Origin of the sequence: Corynebacterium sp. HMSC034H07 (assembly GCF_001815175.1) — a bacterium.
Lineage (GTDB): Bacteria > Actinomycetota > Actinomycetes > Mycobacteriales > Mycobacteriaceae > Corynebacterium > Corynebacterium hiratae.
Map to the genome: position 1 here is coordinate 1 of NZ_KV819493.1, position 214 is coordinate 214.

Annotated in this window: 2 tRNA genes; both read right to left on the reverse strand. The window is 52.3% G+C overall.

Annotation, left to right across the window (positions count from 1 at the left end):
- Positions 1–2: 2 nt before the first annotated feature.
- Positions 3–74: transfer RNA gene (locus tag HMPREF3009_RS01610), tRNA-Val, on the reverse strand.
- A gap of 61 nt (positions 75–135) precedes the next feature.
- Positions 136–211: transfer RNA gene (locus tag HMPREF3009_RS01615), tRNA-Gly, on the reverse strand.
- Positions 212–214 lie beyond the last annotated feature (3 nt).

Sequence of the window (214 nt, forward strand, 5' to 3'; positions counted from 1 at the left end):
TGTGCGCGATACTGGGATTGAACCAGTGACCTCTTCCGTGTCAGGGAAGCGCTCTCCCACTGAGCTAATCGCGCATATGTATTTATCAAGACCCTCCACTCACTTATGCCAAAAAGTTTGGCGTCAAGAAAGTCTTGGAGCGGATGACGAGACTCGAACTCGCGACCCTCACCTTGGCAAGGTGATGCGCTACCAACTGCGCTACATCCGCATT